16 protein-coding genes, 1 tRNA gene and 1 pseudogene are annotated in these 16498 nt (G+C 50.0%); 7 read left to right on the top strand and 11 right to left on the bottom strand.

Annotation, left to right across the window (positions count from 1 at the left end; translation table 11 throughout):
- Positions 1-7: 7 nt before the first annotated feature.
- The 5 genes and pseudogenes from METMI_RS26385 to METMI_RS0116125 all read left to right on the top strand — a co-directional run.
- A pseudogene (locus tag METMI_RS26385) lies at positions 8-160 on the top strand (DDE-type integrase/transposase/recombinase); the annotation flags it as partial.
- Positions 161-394: 234 nt separating this feature from the next.
- Positions 395-1534: a molecular chaperone DnaJ gene (gene dnaJ / locus METMI_RS0116110; protein ID WP_019867329.1), complete on the top strand. Its 1140-nt coding sequence runs from the start codon at positions 395-397 to the stop codon at positions 1532-1534.
- 6 nt (positions 1535-1540) lie between these two features.
- The gene (dapB, locus tag METMI_RS0116115) at positions 1541-2365 is read left to right on the top strand and encodes a 4-hydroxy-tetrahydrodipicolinate reductase (RefSeq protein WP_029151752.1); all 825 of its coding nucleotides are present in this window, start codon (positions 1541-1543) and stop codon (positions 2363-2365) included.
- A gap of 113 nt (positions 2366-2478) precedes the next feature.
- The gene (locus METMI_RS0116120; RefSeq protein WP_019867331.1) at positions 2479-2865 is read left to right on the top strand and encodes a 4a-hydroxytetrahydrobiopterin dehydratase; all 387 of its coding nucleotides are present in this window, start codon (positions 2479-2481) and stop codon (positions 2863-2865) included.
- Positions 2866-3103: 238 nt separating this feature from the next.
- Positions 3104-3313, top strand: a complete 210-nt coding sequence (locus tag METMI_RS0116125) for a cold-shock protein (protein WP_019867332.1) — start codon at positions 3104-3106, stop codon at positions 3311-3313.
- Between the two features lie 65 nt (positions 3314-3378).
- On the opposite strand, the gene METMI_RS0116130 is transcribed toward METMI_RS0116125, so the two are convergent.
- The 10 genes from METMI_RS0116130 to purE all read right to left on the bottom strand — a co-directional run bounded on the left by METMI_RS0116130 (position 3379) and on the right by purE (position 13984).
- Entirely contained in the window at positions 3379-4521 is a 1143-nt protein-coding gene (locus tag METMI_RS0116130) for a methyltransferase (RefSeq protein ID WP_019867333.1), read from the bottom strand.
- Positions 4522-4533: 12 nt separating this feature from the next.
- Positions 4534-5100 (bottom strand): elongation factor P-like protein EfpL, encoded by a 567-nt coding sequence (efpL, locus tag METMI_RS0116135; RefSeq protein ID WP_019867334.1) that lies wholly within the window; start codon positions 5098-5100, stop codon positions 4534-4536.
- 193 nt (positions 5101-5293) lie between these two features.
- Positions 5294-5851 (bottom strand): RnfABCDGE type electron transport complex subunit B, encoded by a 558-nt coding sequence (locus METMI_RS0116140; RefSeq protein ID WP_019867335.1) that lies wholly within the window; start codon positions 5849-5851, stop codon positions 5294-5296.
- Between the two features lie 256 nt (positions 5852-6107).
- Complete coding sequence (locus tag METMI_RS0116145; protein ID WP_029151753.1) at positions 6108-6320, bottom strand: formate dehydrogenase subunit delta; 213 nt, start codon at positions 6318-6320, stop codon at positions 6108-6110.
- Positions 6321-6338: 18 nt separating this feature from the next.
- Positions 6339-7175: a formate dehydrogenase accessory sulfurtransferase FdhD gene (fdhD, locus tag METMI_RS0116150; RefSeq protein ID WP_019867337.1), complete on the bottom strand. Its 837-nt coding sequence runs from the start codon at positions 7173-7175 to the stop codon at positions 6339-6341.
- A complete protein-coding gene (fdhF, locus tag METMI_RS0116155; protein WP_019867338.1) occupies positions 7168-10020 on the bottom strand; it encodes a formate dehydrogenase subunit alpha in 2853 nt (950 codons plus the stop codon). Before fdhF ends, fdhD begins: the two co-directional genes overlap by 8 nt.
- A 20-nt stretch (positions 10021-10040) precedes the next feature.
- Positions 10041-11594, bottom strand: coding sequence for a formate dehydrogenase beta subunit (locus tag METMI_RS0116160; protein WP_019867339.1), 1554 nt, complete (start codon positions 11592-11594; stop codon positions 10041-10043).
- A complete protein-coding gene (locus METMI_RS0116165; RefSeq protein WP_019867340.1) occupies positions 11591-12067 on the bottom strand; it encodes a formate dehydrogenase subunit gamma in 477 nt (158 codons plus the stop codon). Before METMI_RS0116165 ends, METMI_RS0116160 begins: the two co-directional genes overlap by 4 nt.
- Positions 12068-12388: 321 nt before the next feature.
- Positions 12389-13483, bottom strand: a complete 1095-nt coding sequence (locus METMI_RS0116170) for a 5-(carboxyamino)imidazole ribonucleotide synthase (protein WP_029151754.1) — start codon at positions 13481-13483, stop codon at positions 12389-12391.
- 6 nt (positions 13484-13489) lie between these two features.
- Positions 13490-13984 (bottom strand): 5-(carboxyamino)imidazole ribonucleotide mutase, encoded by a 495-nt coding sequence (purE, locus tag METMI_RS0116175; RefSeq protein WP_019867342.1) that lies wholly within the window; start codon positions 13982-13984, stop codon positions 13490-13492.
- A gap of 174 nt (positions 13985-14158) precedes the next feature.
- Here purE and METMI_RS0116180 point away from each other — a divergent pair.
- Both METMI_RS0116180 and METMI_RS25615 read left to right on the top strand, forming a co-directional pair.
- Positions 14159-14235: transfer RNA gene (locus METMI_RS0116180), tRNA-Asp, on the top strand.
- 140 nt (positions 14236-14375) lie between these two features.
- Positions 14376-14960 carry a TetR/AcrR family transcriptional regulator gene (locus tag METMI_RS25615; RefSeq protein WP_019867344.1) on the top strand — a complete coding sequence of 195 codons (585 nt, stop codon included), beginning with the start codon at positions 14376-14378 and terminating at the stop codon, positions 14958-14960.
- A gap of 2 nt (positions 14961-14962) precedes the next feature.
- Here the strand turns inward: METMI_RS25615 and lplT are convergent, their stop codons facing one another.
- Positions 14963-16153: a lysophospholipid transporter LplT gene (gene lplT / locus METMI_RS0116190; RefSeq protein ID WP_019867345.1), complete on the bottom strand. Its 1191-nt coding sequence runs from the start codon at positions 16151-16153 to the stop codon at positions 14963-14965.
- Positions 16154-16498: the final 345 nt, after the last annotated feature.

The raw sequence follows: 16498 nt of genomic DNA on the forward strand, positions 1-16498 counted from the left end.
AGCGAAGCCGGGCCGGGTGTGGACGACGGATATCACCTATGCCTGGACACAGGAAGGCTGGTTCTACGTAGCCATTGCCGTCGATTTGTTTTCCCGGCAAGTTGTGGGCTGGGCAATTCGTTTACACAAAACTCAGGACACCCTCTTTCCATTATGTTAAAGGCTTTTGGTTACTTAACTTAATTAGGGCAAAAAATATTGTTGCGGGGACAAATATTTTTCATCCTGATATTTTATTTTCAATAAATGCCCCAATATCCCTTGTTTAAAAAATACCGCATAATAATTTAACTGAGGTTTTATCAAAACTTCACTGGCTAGCGATTATTGCTGGTACTAGATAACAATTTCACGAATAATTATCGAATTTACAAAACAAGGGTCAAATATACACATGGCAGATAAAGAAGATTTTTATAAGGTACTGGGTATTGAGCGAAATGCCAGCGATGCCGAAATCAAGAAAAAGTATCGCAGCTTGGCGATGAAATTCCATCCTGATAGAAATGCTGACGCTCCCGAAGCGGCGGAAGCAAAGTTCAAGCAAGTCAAAGAAGCCTATGAAGTGCTTTCCGACCCGAAAAAACGGGCGGCTTATGACCAATTTGGCCATGCGGGGATTGACCCGTCAATGGGCGGGCGCCCTGGTGGCTTTAGCGGGGAAGGTTTTAGTGATATTTTCGGTGATGTGTTTGGCGATATCTTCGGTGGCGGGGGCAGGCAGCGGGGAGGGGGGAGCCAACGCGGTTCCGATTTACGGTATAACTTGGAGATCACCCTGGAAGAAGCGGTTGCCGGGACTGAGCAAAAAATCCGCATCCCCGTGTTGGTGGCTTGCAGTGAATGTAGCGGCTCCGGGGCGAAAAAAGGCTCGTCTCCGGTTATTTGCTCCACTTGTCATGGCCATGGCCAAGTCAGGATGCAGCAAGGATTCTTTTCCGTCCAACAATCCTGTCCGACGTGCCGTGGTACGGGTAAGCAGATTAAAGACCCGTGCGGAAAATGTTACGGTCAGGGCCGTGTCCAAGAATCCAAAACCTTGTCGGCAAAAATTCCTGCCGGTGTGGATACTGGTGACCGTATCCGTCTGGGCGGCGAAGGTGAAGCCGGTGAACGCGGTGGCCCGTCCGGGGATTTGTACATTGAAATACGGGTGAAAGACCACGAAATCTTTACCCGGGATGGCGCGAATTTATTTTGCGAAGTCCCAATCAGCTTTGTCACCGCCTGCCTAGGTGACGAAATACAAGTGCCTACGCTGGATGGCAAAGTCATGCTGAAAATTCCGCCCGAAACACAAACCGGAAAATCTTTCCGCTTGCGTGGTAAAGGAGTCAAGCCTGTACGTGGCGGCCCGGTCGGCGACTTGTTATGCAAAGTGCAAGTGGAAACGCCTGTCAATCTGACCAAAGAGCAAAAGGCCTTAGTCGAGCAATTGGGTGAATCGTTGACGGGTGGGGGCAAGCATCACAGTCCGCAAGAGCATACGTTCTTGGATGGGGTTAAAAATTTTTTCGATAAATTAACGGGTTAATGGGTCATGAATCGTATAGCCATTATCGGCGCGTCAGGACGCATGGGTTTGTGTTTGATCAAAGCGGCAAAAATCGCTGAAGACAATGATGTCAATGCCCGTTTCACCGCCGCCATTTCACGCCCGGGCAGCCATAGCGTAGGCCAGGATGCTTGCCTGTTGGCTGGTATAGGCAAATCAGGCGTTATGGTCGTTGATGATGCGATGAAAGTGCTTGAGGATTTTGATGTGCTGATCGACTTCACCCGTCCCGACACCTCTATGGAAGTGCTTGAACTTTGCCGCAATGCCGGGAAAAAATGGGTGATTGGCACCACAGGGTTTAGCGACGCCCAAAAAGCACAGATTGCCAACGCCGCGGCGGACATAGCTATCGTGCTTGCGCCAAATTTTAGCGTTGGTGTCAACCTGTCGCTAAAGTTGTTGGAAATCACCGCGAAGGTTATGGGGGGATACACTGACATTGAGGTCATAGAAGCCCATCACCGCCACAAAATCGATGCGCCATCAGGTACGGCTTTACGTATGGGGGAGGTCATTGCCCATAGTCTAGGCCGTGATTTAAAAGACTGCGCTATCTACGGACGTGAAGGCAATACCGGTGAGCGTGACCGTAAAACCATCGGATTTTCGACTATCCGGGCCGGGGATATTGTTGGCGAACATACCGTGATGTTTGCCGATGAAGGCGAACGTGTCGAAATTACCCATAAAGCCAGTAGCCGCATGACTTTTGCCAACGGTGCCGTTAGGGCCGCCCTCTGGTTACAAGACAAAAACAACGGCCTGTATGACATGCAGGATGTATTGGGCTTAAAAGATGATCTTTGACTGTAAGCCAATGAAAATAGCACTACAGAAACCCAAATGACACAAAGTTTTTACGGGTTTAGCCTTTCTGGACGTTGTGTTTACTCTTAGAAACTGATCAAGAGGTGAATGTTATGGCTTGGAGAGAAATAACCCACGATGAAACCTATACTGATGCTGAAGTGAATGAACGGCTAAATGCCGAACTGCCCCACTGGTATCTCGAAAATGGCTGGATACGCCGCAAATACAAAACCAGTGGTTGGAAGGGCACGCTTATGGTCGTCAATACCGTCGGGCATTTGGCAGAGGCCGCCTTCCATCATCCTGACCTGACGGTGTCTTATGCATTTGTTATCGTTAAGTTAATGAACCATGCTGCAAAAGGCATCACCAATAAGGATTTTGAACTGGCCAAAAAAATTGAAGAAGTCATTATGTGGCAGCCTGGGAAGGAAGAGGGCGGTTCCTTGACAGGGACACCTGATGATCCGCGCTTCAAGTATTTGAAATATGATTAATTCTCAAATTAAGGCCGTGTTTACGGACGGGTGCTAGGCTTATATTGGCCGTTACCTGCAAAGAAGTGATGAACCACACATTAGCCTAAAATAATCAGACCTTAAGAAAAATGTTTTTGCTCTTCGTGTATTTTTAGTGCTAACATGGGTTGCAGTTCAAGTTTAAGCCAGCTTTTTTACATAGCTGGGATTTATAGAGCCAATTCGCATTGGCGATTTTTTAAGTAAAGAGTGTCATATGTCAGATCAAGTTGTAGGTACCGTTAAGTGGTTCAATGATGAAAAAGGTTTCGGATTTATTGAACAGGAAGGTGGTAAAGATGTTTTCGTTCACCACAGCGCAATTAACGGCACTGGCCGCAAAACCTTGCGCGAAGGCCAGAAAGTGACCATGCAGGTGACTCAAGGTCAAAAAGGCCCGCAAGCTGAGAACGTAACCCCGGCGTAAATATCTTTAAAAAAACCCAAAAGCGATTCACTTTTGGGTTTTTTTTGAACCTTCAAAAAGCCTTTTCAATAGCTGGCTTTTAAAATCACAAATTTGGCATTGTTAGCGATTGGCGACACTTTGCTGAATAGGCGTTTTAATGTGATGTGATAGTTCAAATGGCGATTGCCAATCACCCAGAGTTCCCCGTTTCTCTTAAGCACCCGGCGCGATTCTTTAAACATGCTAACCGCAATGTGGTCGCCTATGGTGTTTTGCTGATGGAAGGGAGGGTTGCACAGGATAGCATCCGCCGATGCGGGTTCTGCCGCAGTCAAGCCATCACCCACTAGAAACGATGCCATCCTACCTTCGCCAAAAGCCAAGCGGAAATTCTCTTCCGCCGAAGCCACCGCCATAAAAGATTCGTCAATAAAAAGCACCCTAGCCTCCGGGCTGCGTTCGGCGGCCATTAACCCGACTAAACCATTCCCACAACCTAAATCAACAATATCGACCGTCCCCGCATAAGTTGGCAAATGCTGGATGAAAAAACGTGTGCCAATATCCAGGCTGTCCCGTGAAAACACATTGGCATGATTGGCAATCCGATGACCCGTGTTTTCCAAGGTGTAGTACAAGGGATAAGGGTTTGCCGGGATGACCAGCCCAAGATCAGGGCTGGCAAAGATCAGCCGGGCCTTTTTTTTCGCTAATGAAGTTGTGGTCACACCCACTAAACGCTCCAGCAATTTCCAGACACTGGCGGGCAAGGCTTTGACCATGCCCGCAACAATCACTTTGCTCGTCTCCGTTAGATGCGGGCGTATGCGCAATAATTGGTCTTCCAGTAAGGCCAAGGTTTTGGGCGCCTTAATCAGCACCAGATCAAAAACGCCTTCCAACGGAGTTAGGCTGCTGAGCAAATGCACTCCCGCTTCAGGCAAGCCATTCGCCAAGAGGTTTAGACGTGTCGCCTGTTGCGACAAATAGGAGTCCGACATGGCAAACGGTTGCCATGCGCTCAAGGCCACTGCCAACGCCCCAAAGCCGTCATTAAGTAGCAGCACCCTAGCGTCCGTAGTAGGTTGCAGACATCCAGCAATGTAATCCAATAGGTATTCATCCGCCGCATCAAACGCGCGTAACAATTCGTTAGGGCGCTTCGGTAAACGGCTTAGCTTAAATTCCCCTTGTGCAGCCCTCAAAATATGGTCGTTTGCTTCCATTATCCGGCCAGATCAAGCCCGTGACGAGTATTTGCCTGTTTCGGTGTTGACCTTGATTAGTTCGCCCGTTTCCAAATATTCCGGCACTTGCACTTCCAGGCCAGTGCTTAAGCGTGCGGTTTTCGTCCTCGCGGAAGCCGATGAGCCTTTAATCGGAGGCGGTGTTTCGATAATCTCCAATATTACTGTGGCCGGCAACTCAAGGCCTATGGGTTCATCGTCAATCAATAAGGCGACGATGCCTTCCAAACTTTCCGATAAATATTCGGCTTGGCCCTCCAGGTCTTCGGCACCCAAAGTGTATTGGGTGTAATCTTCCGAGTTCATGAACACAAAATTGTCGCCATCTTTGTATGAATATTGGACTTTGGCGCGGACCAATTCGGCGTCTTTAAACATGTCATCGCCTTTTAGCGACTCATCAAGCTTAAGCCCCGTTTTCATATTGGTGAAGCGGACTTTGTACAAGGTTGTTGCGCCACGCGATGATGGGCTTTTTACATCAACGTTTTTGACGATATGCGGCACACCGTTAATGTCCACCACCATACCGCGTTTTAAATCACTTGCTTTTGCCACAATTTGTTCCTCGTTATTGTTTATAGTTTTTGATTAGCCCAATTGCCGCGTTGATTTCCATGAAAAACACAACATCAAACTGTAACGGTGTTGGAAGGCCCTTTGGGAACGTTAACAAACTTCTAATATGTGCTTGAAAGGTTGCCCGCAACCAGCGGCAAATCAGGGATAGTGTTGCAATTTTTGTGGATGCTTAAACTGTCGGTTTAGGCTTTATCAAAGCCGCCTTTTTTAGCTGGGCTTTTTCCATTTTTTCCGCCGCTTCCTGTGCCTTGCGTGACTCCCTGGCTTCATAACGCCGCTTCGCCAACGCCGCCCTTTCGGGTTTGCTTGCGCCGTCCGGCCCGTCCACAATTTGCATGACAATGCAATCTACCGGACAGGGCGCGACACACAATTCACAGCCCGTGCATTCGGCCGCAATGACTGTGTGCATGAACTTGGCCGCACCCAGGATAGCATCGACCGGGCAGGCGGCAATACATTTTACGCAGCCTATGCAATCTTGCTCAATGATAAACGCCACTTGTTTAGGTTTGTGTGTGCCGAAGGCGGGATTGAGCGGCTTCGGCGATACTCCTAGCAATTCCGCTAACGCGGCAATGCCATCACCGCCACCTGGCGGGCATTGGTTAATGTCGGCTTTGTTTTCAGCGATCGCCTTGGCATAAGGGCGGCAACCTTTAAAGCCGCACTGGCCACATTGGGTTTGCGGGAGCAGGGAATTGATTTGTTCGATTAACAGCTGCATTCAAAATGGTTGGGTTGGCTGGCTATGGTTGGGCCAAACTGTTTTTTGGTAGGCCGCATTCCGGCAACCCATGCAGGAGGCTGTTCCCGAACGGGCAGCTGCACCACCCATTTGGTCGGTTCCAAGCAATGGTGATGCGCGTGTCATCAGTTGGATAGGATCGGGGTTTTGGGGGCTAAGTGCTTTATCCTAGCGATGGGTTTACTGGCCAATAGGACGCGGGGTTGGGTAAGTGCAATCCAGCCGGATGCCATTTTTAGGCGGTCAGTTTTGCGATGGCTTTTTTAGACAAGTCACTTAAGCCTTCGCCATTTTCTTGGTAATAAGCAATAATCGCTTGGCGCATCCTTGGTTCCCATGACCTCATAAGATGGCTTCTTACACCTTCTGCCGCGGCTTCCTTGTCAGGCTCGGCGTTAAAAAAATCACTAATGTCATTGGCCATTTTGATGAGTCTATTTGTTTTCATGGTCTAGTTTATGTTTTTCTAAGGATGGTAAGGGTGTAGTAATCGTTGCGGATGGGCATAAACGACATATTGTTGGTCACGGGCAAAACCGATCAGTGTCACGCCCGTGTCGTTGGCCAAACGGATCGCCAAACCGGTGGGTGCGGAGATGGCGGCAAGCAAGGTGATGCCGACAAAGGCCGCTTTTTGCACCATCTCATAACTGGCGCGGCTGGTGACAATCACAAACCCCGCGCTTAAATCACGGTTGCTTTTTAGCAATAAGCCAATCAGCTTGTCGAGGGCGTTATGCCGCCCGACATCTTCGCGCAAATCAATGATGCCTTGTCCGGGTATTGCCCAGGCGGCGCCATGGACTGACCCCGTTAATTTGTTCAGTTTTTGCCGCTGCTTGACTTCGGCCAGTGCGGCAACCAATTCCTCGGAGGTGACAACCAAGTCACCATGGACAGGCGGGGGTTGGCGTATCGCCTGTTTTAGGGTGCTTGCGCCACATAAACCACAACCCGTGCGCCCCGTCAGGTTCCGGCCTTTATCGGCAAGGCATTGGAAACGTTGCTCAGGGATTTTTATCTGGATTTCAATGCCGTTGGCGCGGTTGTATACACGGGTCGATTGGATTTCTTTCGGGTCACCGATAATGCCTTCGGTGATGCTGAACCCGAGGGCAAATTCTTCAAGGTTGGTCGGCGTCGCCAGCATGACGACATGCGGCACGCCGTTGTAAACTAAAGCGATGGGGACTTCTTCTGCAATATAATCAAGCTCTTCTGAACGCTGGTTGTTATGCCAGCGTTCAACGGTGCTTTGTTGGTAACTAGGCCATCCTAAGTCTAAGGACAGCCCATTAGCCATGACTCATGCCTTGCGCCAGTAAGTCCAATTGCGTTTCAGAGAAGTCTTGATAGCTTTCTTGCCACTTTGAAGTATGGGTGACTTTCGTAACTTGCACGGCGGTGACCTTGTATTCGGGGCAATTGGTCGCCCAATCCGAGTTATCCGTAGTGATCACGTTCGCCCCGGATTCGGGGAAATGGAAGGTGGTGTAGACCACACCCGGTTGTACCCGTCCGCTGATTAAGGCACGTAACACGGTTTCCCCGGCACGGCTTTTGATGCCCACCCAATCGCCATCGTTAATGCCACGGTCTTGCGCATCGTGCGGATGGATTTCCAAACGGTCTTCTGAATGCCATTGGTTGTTTTCGGTACGGCGGGTTTGGGCGCCGACATTGTATTGCGACAGGATACGCCCGGTAGTCAAAATCAACGGGAACATCGGCGTGATACGTTCTTGGGTGGCGACATAATCGGTCAGCATGAACAGGCCTTTGCCATTGTCACGCATAAACTCTTCGACATGCATGATGGGCGTGCCTGCTGGGGCATCGTCGTTACAAGGCCATTGGATACTGCCCAACTCGTCGATTTTAGCGTAGCTGACGCCGGCAAAGGTAGGCGTCAAGCTGGCGATTTCCGCCATAATTTCCGATGGATGGCTGTAATTCATCGGATAACCCATCGCATTGGACAACAGTTGGGTGATTTCCCAATCTTCATACCCTGCCAACGGTGTCATCACCCGGCGCACGGGCGAAATACGGCGTTCGGCGTTGGTGAAGGTGCCCGTCTTTTCCAGGAAAGAGGCGCCAGGGAAGAAAACATGCGCAAATTTGGCGGTTTCATTTAGGAACAAGTCTTGGACAATCACGCATTCCATAGACCGCAAGGCCGCATGGACGTGTTGGATGTCCGGATCAGATTGGGCAATATCTTCACCTTCAACATACAAGCCCAAAAAGGTCTTATCCATTGCCGAATCGAACATGTTGGGGATACGCAGGCCCGGTTCAAGGCTGAGTTCGGCATTCCAGGCTTTTTCAAACAGTTGGTTGGTTTCAGGGTTGGCGACATGGCGGTAACCTGGGTATTCATGTGGGAACGAACCCATGTCACAAGAGCCTTGCACGTTATTTTGACCACGTAAGGGATTGACGCCCACACCTTCACGTCCCAAATTGCCGGTCGCCATCGCCAAGTTGGCGATGCCGATGACCATGGTGGAACCTTGGCTATGTTCGGTCACCCCTAAACCGTAATAGATGGCCCCGTTATTGGCTTGGGCATACAATCTGGCTGCCGCCCTAACTTCCGCCGCAGGGACGCCAGTGATGCTTGCGGTGGCTTCAGGGGCGTGTCTAGGATCGGAAATGAAGGTTTTCCATTTGTTATACGAGGCAACATCGCAACGGCTGATGGCAAAGTCGTCTTTGGTCAGGTTTTCTGTGACGACGACATGCGCCAAGGCGTTAATTAAGGCGACGTTGGTGCTGGGCCGCAATTTCAAATGATGTGAAGCTTGCACATGCGGGCTATTTCTGACCAGGTCAATTTCGCGAGGGTCGATGACTATCAGTTTCGCACCTTGGCGCAGGCGCTTCTTCATGGCGGAACCAAACACCGGATGGCCGTCAGTAGGGTTGGCGCCAATCACCATGATGACATCGGCTTTCATGACCGAATCAAAATCCTGTGTGCCTGATGATTCGCCGAAAGTTTGTTTCAGGCCATAGCCAGTAGGGGAGTGGCAAACCCGGGCGCAAGTGTCGACGTTGTTGTTGCCAAAGCCCGCACGGATCAGTTTTTGTACCAGATACGTCTCTTCGTTGGTGCAGCGTGATGAGGTGATGCCGCCGATGGAATCTTTGCCGTATTTGGCCTGGATACGTTTCAGTTCGGAAGCGGCGTAAGCGATGGCCTCTTCCCAACTGACTTCACGCCATGCGTCTTTGATGCTGGCACGGACCATCGGTTTGGTGATGCGGTCTTTATGGGTGGCATAACCGAAAGCAAAACGGCCTTTGACGCAAGAATGCCCGTGGTTGGCTTTGCCGTCTTTATTGGGGACCATACGGATGACTTGCTCGCCCTTCATTTCGGCGCGGAAAGAGCAGCCGACACCGCAATAAGCACAAGTGGTGATGATGGCATGTTCTGGTTGGCCGTTATCAATGACCGCTTTTTCCATCAATGTCGCAGTCGGGCAGGCTTGGACGCAAGCACCGCAAGACACGCATTCGGATTCCATGAACGGTTGGTTTTGGCCGGGTGAGACTTTGGAATCAAAACCCCGGCCATCAATGGTCAGCGCGAAGGTGCCTTGGGTCTCTTCACAGGCGCGGACACAACGTGAACAGACGATACATTTGCTGGGGTCGAAAGTGAAATAGGGGTTGCTAGTGTCCTTGAGCGCATTCAAGTGGGTTTCCACGGGGTTATAACGCACTTCGCGCAGACCGACCGCACCGGCCATGTCCTGCAATTCGCAGTCGCCATTGGCGGAGCAGGTCAAGCAATCTAAGGGATGGTCAGAAATGTACAATTCCATGACCCCGCGGCGGACTTCCGCCAAACGTGGGTTTTGGGTGATGACTTTTTGGCCTTCGGCGACAGGTGTTGTGCATGAGGCCGGCATACCCCGCCCGCCTTCAATTTGCACCAGGCACAAACGGCATGAACCAAACGGTTCTATGCTATCCGTTGCGCACAATTTAGGGATGTCTATGCCGATGCTGGATGCGGCACGCATGATGGATGTGCCAGCAGGTACAGTGACCTTAAAACCGTCGATTTCCAAGTTTACTGTAGCGGTAGCTGGACTTGCGGGCGTACCGAAATCTTTTTCTTTATTGATGGACATGGTTATTACCTCTAAGTCGATTAGGCTACATTAGCGTGGTCATGAATGCCGAAATCTTCGGGAAAATGATTTAATGCACTAAGCACAGGGTAGGGGGTCATGCCACCCAACGCACATAACGAGCCATTAAGTAAGGTGTCGCAAAGCGAGCGTAACAAAGGTACGTTTTTGGCTAGGTCGCGACCATTTATGATGTCGTCCATGAGCTCCATTCCCCGTGTGGAGCCGATACGGCAAGGTGTGCATTTGCCACAGGATTCCAAGGCGCAAAACTCCATGCTGTAACGCGCCATTTCCGCCATATCGGCGGTATCATCGAACACGACCACGCCGCCGTGGCCCAATACCGTCCAATTGGCGGCGAAGGCTTCGTAATCCAGCGGGGTGTCGAATTGTGATTCCGGCAAATAGGCGCCTAAGGGGCCACCGACTTGCACCGCCTTGATTGGTCGGCCTGTGGCGGAACCACCACCGAAACCATAAAGCAATTCGCGCAGAGTCAAGCCAAATGCCAATTCAACTAGGCCGCCATGTTTGATGTTGCCGGCCAATTGCAGTGGTAATGTGCCGCGTGAGCGCCCCATGCCAAAATCGCGGTAATAATTGCCGCCTTTGTCGAGGATGATGGGCACGGAAGCCAAGGAAATGACGTTATTGACAACCGTCGGTTGGCCAAACAGGCCTTTGATCGCTGGCAACGGTGGTTTGAAGCGCACCAAACCGCGTTTGCCTTCCAAGCTTTCCATCAGCGATGTTTCTTCCCCACAGATGTATGCGCCTGCGCCTAAACGCACTTCCAGATGGAACGCTTTGCCGCTGTTTAAGATATTGTCGCCTAGATAGCCGGCAGCGTAGGCTTTACCGATGGCGGTATTCAAAGCCTTGTGCGAGTGGGGGTATTCAACGCGCAGGTAGATATAACCCTGGGTTGCGCCCACCGCCAAACCGGCGATAGTCATGCCCTCGATTAGGACAAACGGGTCGCCTTCCATGACCATGCGGTCGGAGAATGTGCCGGAGTCGCCTTCGTCGGCATTACAAATAATGTATTTTTGCTCGGAAGGAGTGTTCAGCACCGTATTCCATTTGATGCCAGTAGGGAACGCCGCGCCACCGCGCCCACGCAAACCAGAATCGGTGACGTTTTTGACTATTTCCGCTGGTGGCATTGCCAACGCGTTGTTCAAGCCACGGTAGCCATCGTGGGCAAGGTAATCTTCCAGGCTGACAGGGTCGGTTATGCCAATCCGCGCAAAAGTCAAACGCTGCTGTTTTTTCAGATACGCCAATTCTTCGGTCAATCCCAAAGACAAGGCATGGGCGCCACCGTTAATGAAATCGGCATCAAACAGGCTAGGGACATCGGATGCTTGGACAGGGCCATAAGCAATACGGCCTTGTCCGGTTACAACCTCAACCAACGGTTCCAACCAGAATAGGCCACGCGAGCCGTTGCGGACCATTTGGATTTCAATGCCACGTTTGTCGGCTTCGGTTTGGATGGTTTTTGCGACATTGTCGGCGCCTAAGGAGACTGCGCTGGCGTCACAGGGAACGTAAATTGTCTTAATCATGCCGCAACCCCCTTGTTGGCGATAAGCGTGTCAAAGAGTTCATCAGTTACCCGTCCATAAATATCCGTGCCGATTTGCATGGCAGGTGAGCAGGCGCAGTTGCCTAAGCAATACACGGGTTCTAAAGAAAATTCACCATCGGCTGTGGTTTCATGAAAATCAACGCCCAGTTTGGATTTGACATGGTTTGCCAAGGCATTGCCGCCCATCGCTTGGCAAGATTCGGCACGGCATAGGTGTATGGTTTGCCTGCCTGGTGGTGTTTCGCGGAAATAATGATAAAAACTGATGACACCATGCACTTCAGCACGGGAAAGGTTCAGTGCCTTGGCAATAACTGGGATGCTATCGGACGGGATATAACCTAACGCGTCTTGCACACCGTGAAGAATCGGTAAAAGTGCGCCGGGTTTATCTTTAAGGGCAGTGGCGATTTCCTGCACTGTCGATAGCATAGTGCTTGTGTCTGTCATAATTCTCTCACGGTAGTGTATCCTTGCTTAAAAACAACATCTGCCCTGATCGTTGTGTAATAAAAAAGCGGTGTGGAAAATAGCGCTGTAACAAATTGGTAACCCCTAGCATAGCACAAGAACTTTTATGTGTAAAAATCACAAAAAATGTGAATATTCCACTCATATGCCCGCTGGAATTGTCTCTTTATATCGCTCAATTGAAATAAATAAAGCTATTAAGTTCATTTCCTTAGGTGGCAAATCGGGGGGATTTTACGGTAATTGGGTGCAAGCGTCCAAGGCCATTTCCCCTCTTAACAAAGGGATTGCTTAGTTACATTAACTGTCATCAACTTGATTGGCGATGGTGGCAATTTTTTGGGTTAACTCGCCCAGTGTGGCATCTGTTAGGGTTCGGATGGTGGCATGGGCAACTTTACGGCCTTTGCGCGGTTCTTTGCCATACAGATGCAAATGCACACCCGGGATGCCTAAGATGGATCCGGTCTCCGGAAGGCCGCCGATAAAATTGACCATGGCTGCCTTGCCAACGGCTGTTGTCGCCCCTAAAGGCAAGCCTAAAATGGCACGTAGATGGTTTTCGAACTGGCTGGTTTCGGCGCCTTCAATCGTCCAGTGCCCTGAATTATGGACGCGTGGGGCGAATTCATTGGCGATTAATCGGCCATCGACTTCAAACAGCTCCAAAGCCAAGACGCCGACATAATCCAAGGCTTCGAGCAAGCGTGTGACATAAGTTTGCGCTTGGGTTTGCATGGGATCATCTGTTGTGCATTCGGAAACCCGTAAGATTCCGCCACGATGTAGATTTTCAGATAACGGATAGTAAACGATATCCCCGTTTACATTACGTGCGGCAATAACGGACACCTCGCGTTGGAAAGGCACAAACGCCTCAACAATCGCAGGCACCCCGTCCAGCGTATGCCAAGCGCTAGCCAAATCATCGGCGGATTTCAGGACGGATTGGCCTTTGCCATCGTAACCTTGGGTGCGGCTTTTCAAGATTGCCGGATAACCGATGCCCGCCATCACGGCTTGTAAATCAGCCAAGCTGTTGACCGCCGCATAAGCGGGGGTGGCAATGCCTATGTCATTAAAAAAGTTCTTTTCGGTTAAGCGGTCTTGGGCAACCGCCAAAGCTTTGGGTGACGGATGAACTTGCGTATGCGTGGCTAAGAATCCGGCCACTTCCGCAGGCACGTTTTCAAATTCATAAGTGACCACATCGGCACGGTCTGCCAGTTGCGCCAATAAATCCAGATTGTTGTAATCACCGTGCAGGTGTTCCCCTAAGTGGTTGGCGCAAGCGTCGGCGGACGGGTCTAAAAATATAAACTCCAATCCCAAGGGATAACCTGCTAAGGCGATCATTCGGGCGAGCTGTCCTGCGCCCAGTATTCCCACTTTCATAAAACTTCAAACCTCGTTTCTTGGATCGGCATGGGCCAACACGGTTTCGGTTTGCTCATGACGGAAAATTGTTAATGCTTCCCGATATTGGGTGTGTTTGTTGCTGATAATGGCTCCTGCCAACAAGGCGGCGTTAATGGCGCCAGCTTTACCTATGGCCAAGGTGCCGACCGGGATGCCAGCGGGCATTTGCACAATCGACAATAATGAATCCATACCATTTAAGGCTTTTGATTGCACAGGGACGCCTAAGACTGGAATCTGGGTTTTGGCCGCGGTCATGCCGGGCAAATGTGCGGCGCCGCCCGCTCCGGCAATAATGACTTCCAAGCCCCTGGTCTCGGCTGTTTCGGCGTAACGGAACAGTTTGTCTGGGGTGCGATGGGCTGAGACAACTTCCACTTCATAAGGGATACCTAGCTTGATTAAGGTTTCCTCGGCAAAGCACATCGTTTCCCAGTCAGAAGTAGAACCCATGATAATGCCCACCAATGCGGTCATGATGACTCCTTGTTAATCATTTTTTAAGTAAAGTGTGTCTGGATAAAATTTAAAGTCGCGTAGTATCGCATAATTAGCGTGCCAATGTTTTCAAAGTTATCAAAAAAGCAAAAAATTAATTAAAAAGTAATTGTTAATAAATGGTTGTCAATATATAATGCCCGGCTCAACAATGGAGCGGTAGTTCAGTTGGTTAGAATACCGGCCTGTCACGCCGGTGGTCGCGGGTTCGAGCCCCGTCCGCTTCGCCATTGTTATTTTCAAATGCTATTTAAAATAGCCCATAAAAAGCCAGTTTCATCCCTCCGGATTTTAAGCCCTCAAGCCCGTCCATCATTGCCCTCCAAATAAACCTGTCCATAAACGGCACCTTTTTCATGGCAACATAAATATGGCAAGGCGTAACAAGCATACTCCCGAAGAAATCAAAGCAATGGTTTTGTGCGCTGCAAAAGCCATTGTCATTGAACAGGGCGGTTCCGCATTGACGGTACGGAAAATTGCCCAGCGTATTGGTTATACTGTGGGCAGTGTCTATATGGTGTTTGAAAATATGGCCGATGTCATCCGCCATATTAACGAGCAAACGCTGGAAAACCTTTTCCGGGATCTGGCGCAAGTGCAGGGGCATGATCTTCAGGCATTAGGCTGTGCCTACTTAGGCTTCGTCAAGCAAAATTACCATTGCTGGTGCCTATGGTCGGAAAGCCAAGCCAATGGGCACCACCACGCCTCAGAATCCTATCAGGCAAAAGTTGATGCACTGATCAACTTGATCGGGTCACATCTGCCAAATACCGAAACCCCAGGTCTAAAAAGGCAGTTGGCTAAGACGCTATGGGGAAGCATGCAAGGTGTTTGTGCAACCCAATTGGGAAATGGTGCTGATAATTTCAGGGAAGTTGAAGACAACCTACGTATCTTGACCGGGCTTTTTTGTTGCAAGCCAAGCCTCACGCGAATCCGCCCCGGCTAACTTCAGCCCCATTCCGAATTGCTAGGGGCGAGCCTCTCCAAGGTATCCTTACGCAAACTTAAGGACACTAAAAAAGTCCCGATAAAAACCAGCAGCCCCAGTGCCATCATGCCGATGATTGGCCCGGTGTCATTTGCGGCTGCGAAGGTATAGCAGCCCACCCCCAGCAACATGGCGAGATTGTTGAAAAAGCCTTGTAGGGCGACAGCACGGCCGCTACCGATGCTTTCTTTGCCTAGCTCTTGCAAAACCGCGTTTACCGGAACGATGAACATGCCGCCCATCATGCCGATCACCAGCAATGCCGTTCGGGCAGGCCACACGCTTTCGGTCAGGCTTAAGGCAATGACACCCAAGCCCATCAAATATGAAGGGAACCTCGCGCGCCGGATTTTCTCCAGGGGAATTAGCCGGGGCACTATGGCCGAGCCAACAATAATGCCGATGGCCAGAAAAAAAGTGAGTTGGGCAATTTCCGTGGTGTTTTTGGTCAATAGCACTAGCGGGGCCCAAGCAATCAGGATCACCCGAAGCGTGGCCGCCGCCAACCAGAACAAACCTCCCCCTAAAATGGCGAAGGCCGAGCCTGATAAAGTAAAGAATTGTCTTATTTCCCGGCTGAAAGCAATAATTTTAGAGCCGGAAACCGCTTTTTTGATTTCGCCTTTAGGTAAAAATAGGGTGGCTAAAGCAGAAATCATAAATAATCCCATGCAGCTTGCTAAAGCCCAATGTATCGAATAATCGGCGAGTTTGGCCCCCGCCAACATGCCCAGCAGGATTGCCAAAATCGTTGAACCTTCCATCAAGCTGTTGGCTTTGACCAAATAGTCGTATTCGGCAAGTTCGGGCAATATGCCGTACTTGACCGGATTGTAAATGGCCGCGCCGATGCCGACAACGCTATAGGCCAGGATCGGTTCAATGTTAAACAACAATAATCCTGCGCCGCTAGCTTTGACTAAATTTGCCAACATCAATATCTTAGGTTTTGCATGGGTGTCGGCAATTTCCCCCGCCCAAGGGGCCAGGAAAACATAGGCAATCGTAAATGCGCTTTGTACGGCGGGAATATACCAACTTTCGGCATGGGTAGATTGCATGACGATGGCAATAACGGTAAACAACACGGCATTATCGGCAAACGCCGATAAAAATTGGGCTATCAATAACGGGTAAATGTGTTTATTCATGATTTTAGGCTAGCCTTTGAAGTGAATTCTGATAGTGGATGGGAAAAATGTAGTGATTGCCATAGGCTCTGATTGGGGGGGCTTGGGTAGATGATGGCACCCAAGCACGATATAGGGTAGAAAAAATAGCGGGTTGGCTTTGCCATTAAGCAATTACCGGATACCTTAAGCACCTTGGTTGCTTTAAAGTGATATTTTGATGATTCAGGTGATAAGATTTTAACGTTTACTTTCAGTAGGGCAAATAGTAGCATCAACGCTTGTCCAGGTAATTTTAGATTTTACATTAGTAAGCGGCCAGTCCCGTAGGGTAAGACGTTGTAAAAATTAACTTGAATTAGGGAC

This window comes from Methylovulum miyakonense HT12 (assembly GCF_000384075.1).
Classification (GTDB): domain Bacteria; phylum Pseudomonadota; class Gammaproteobacteria; order Methylococcales; family Methylomonadaceae; genus Methylovulum; species Methylovulum miyakonense.

Excerpts from the sequence above, each read along its gene's own strand:
- dnaJ (WP_019867329.1), top strand. The coding sequence starts at position 395 with ATGGCAGATAAAGAAGATTTTTATAAGGTACTGGGTATTGAGCGAAAT.
- dapB (WP_029151752.1), top strand. The coding sequence starts at position 1,541 with ATGAATCGTATAGCCATTATCGGCGCGTCAGGACGCATGGGTTTGTGT.
- METMI_RS0116120 (WP_019867331.1), top strand. The coding sequence starts at position 2,479 with ATGGCTTGGAGAGAAATAACCCACGATGAAACCTATACTGATGCTGAA.
- METMI_RS0116125 (WP_019867332.1), top strand. The coding sequence starts at position 3,104 with ATGTCAGATCAAGTTGTAGGTACCGTTAAGTGGTTCAATGATGAAAAA.
- METMI_RS0116130 (WP_019867333.1), bottom strand. The coding sequence starts at position 4,521 with ATGGAAGCAAACGACCATATTTTGAGGGCTGCACAAGGGGAATTTAAG.
- METMI_RS0116140 (WP_019867335.1), bottom strand. The coding sequence starts at position 5,851 with ATGCAGCTGTTAATCGAACAAATCAATTCCCTGCTCCCGCAAACCCAA.
- METMI_RS0116145 (WP_029151753.1), bottom strand. The coding sequence starts at position 6,320 with ATGAAAACAAATAGACTCATCAAAATGGCCAATGACATTAGTGATTTT.
- fdhD (WP_019867337.1), bottom strand. The coding sequence starts at position 7,175 with ATGGCTAATGGGCTGTCCTTAGACTTAGGATGGCCTAGTTACCAACAA.
- fdhF (WP_019867338.1), bottom strand. The coding sequence starts at position 10,020 with ATGTCCATCAATAAAGAAAAAGATTTCGGTACGCCCGCAAGTCCAGCT.
- METMI_RS0116160 (WP_019867339.1), bottom strand. The coding sequence starts at position 11,594 with ATGATTAAGACAATTTACGTTCCCTGTGACGCCAGCGCAGTCTCCTTA.
- METMI_RS0116165 (WP_019867340.1), bottom strand. The coding sequence starts at position 12,067 with ATGACAGACACAAGCACTATGCTATCGACAGTGCAGGAAATCGCCACT.
- METMI_RS0116170 (WP_029151754.1), bottom strand. The coding sequence starts at position 13,483 with ATGAAAGTGGGAATACTGGGCGCAGGACAGCTCGCCCGAATGATCGCC.
- purE (WP_019867342.1), bottom strand. The coding sequence starts at position 13,984 with ATGACCGCATTGGTGGGCATTATCATGGGTTCTACTTCTGACTGGGAA.
- METMI_RS25615 (WP_019867344.1), top strand. The coding sequence starts at position 14,376 with ATGGCAAGGCGTAACAAGCATACTCCCGAAGAAATCAAAGCAATGGTT.
- lplT (WP_019867345.1), bottom strand. The coding sequence starts at position 16,153 with ATGAATAAACACATTTACCCGTTATTGATAGCCCAATTTTTATCGGCG.